Annotated in this window: 1 protein-coding gene; it reads left to right on the top strand. The window is 47.6% G+C overall.

From position 1 onward, the window contains the following. Nucleotides 1-720, top strand: a 720-nt coding sequence (locus R7Z47_RS24815; RefSeq protein WP_318130758.1) for an AbgT family transporter, incomplete at both ends; no start/stop codon positions are given.

Below are 720 nucleotides of genomic sequence, written 5' to 3'. Positions count from 1 at the left end.
TACCATTACTAACTTACTTACGGGTGAAGCTCTAGCAAGTTTCCTTGCTAACATGGTCACTACGTTTACTGGTTTTGCACCTCTAGGCATCGTATTAGTTGCAATGTTGGGTGTAGGTGTTGCGGATTCTTCCGGTTTTATCACGACTGGCCTTAAGAAGATGCTGAACTTCACTCCAGCGAAGCTACTTACACCAATGCTTATTCTTGTCGCAATCATCTCGCATACCGCGGCTGATGCGGGCTACGTTTTGGTTATTCCTCTAGGTGGTATCATTTTCCATGCCGCTGGTCGTCACCCTCTAGCTGGTATCGCAGCGGCATTTGCTGGTGTGTCTGGTGGTTTCTCCGCAAACTTCATTCCTTCAGGTATTGACCCATTGCTCGCTGGTTTCACACAAACGGCAGCACAGGTTCTTGATCCTGAATACGTGGTTAACCCTCTAGCAAACATCTTCTTCACTGGTCTATCTTCAGTGATCATCGTTGCTATCGGTTGGTACGTGACTGAGAAAATCATCGAGCCACGTCTTGCAAAGATGCCAATTGATGAAGATGCAGAAACGGCACCAAACTTAGGCTCTTTCACTGAGTTGGAATCAAAAGCATTCCGCTACGCTGGCTGGGCTATGATGGCGGGTATCGCACCTCTTGTTGCCGCGTTATTGCCTCAGAACTCGGCATGTCGTTCTCCTCAAGGCGAAATTACTGGGTTTTCTTT

The sequence above is a fragment of the Vibrio sp. 1641 genome, from assembly GCF_033339995.1.
In the GTDB taxonomy this organism is placed as follows: Bacteria; Pseudomonadota; Gammaproteobacteria; order Enterobacterales; family Vibrionaceae; genus Vibrio; species Vibrio alginolyticus.
The sequence above is the reverse complement of the archived record's forward strand: the minus strand, read 5'-3'. Positions and strand labels throughout refer to the sequence as shown.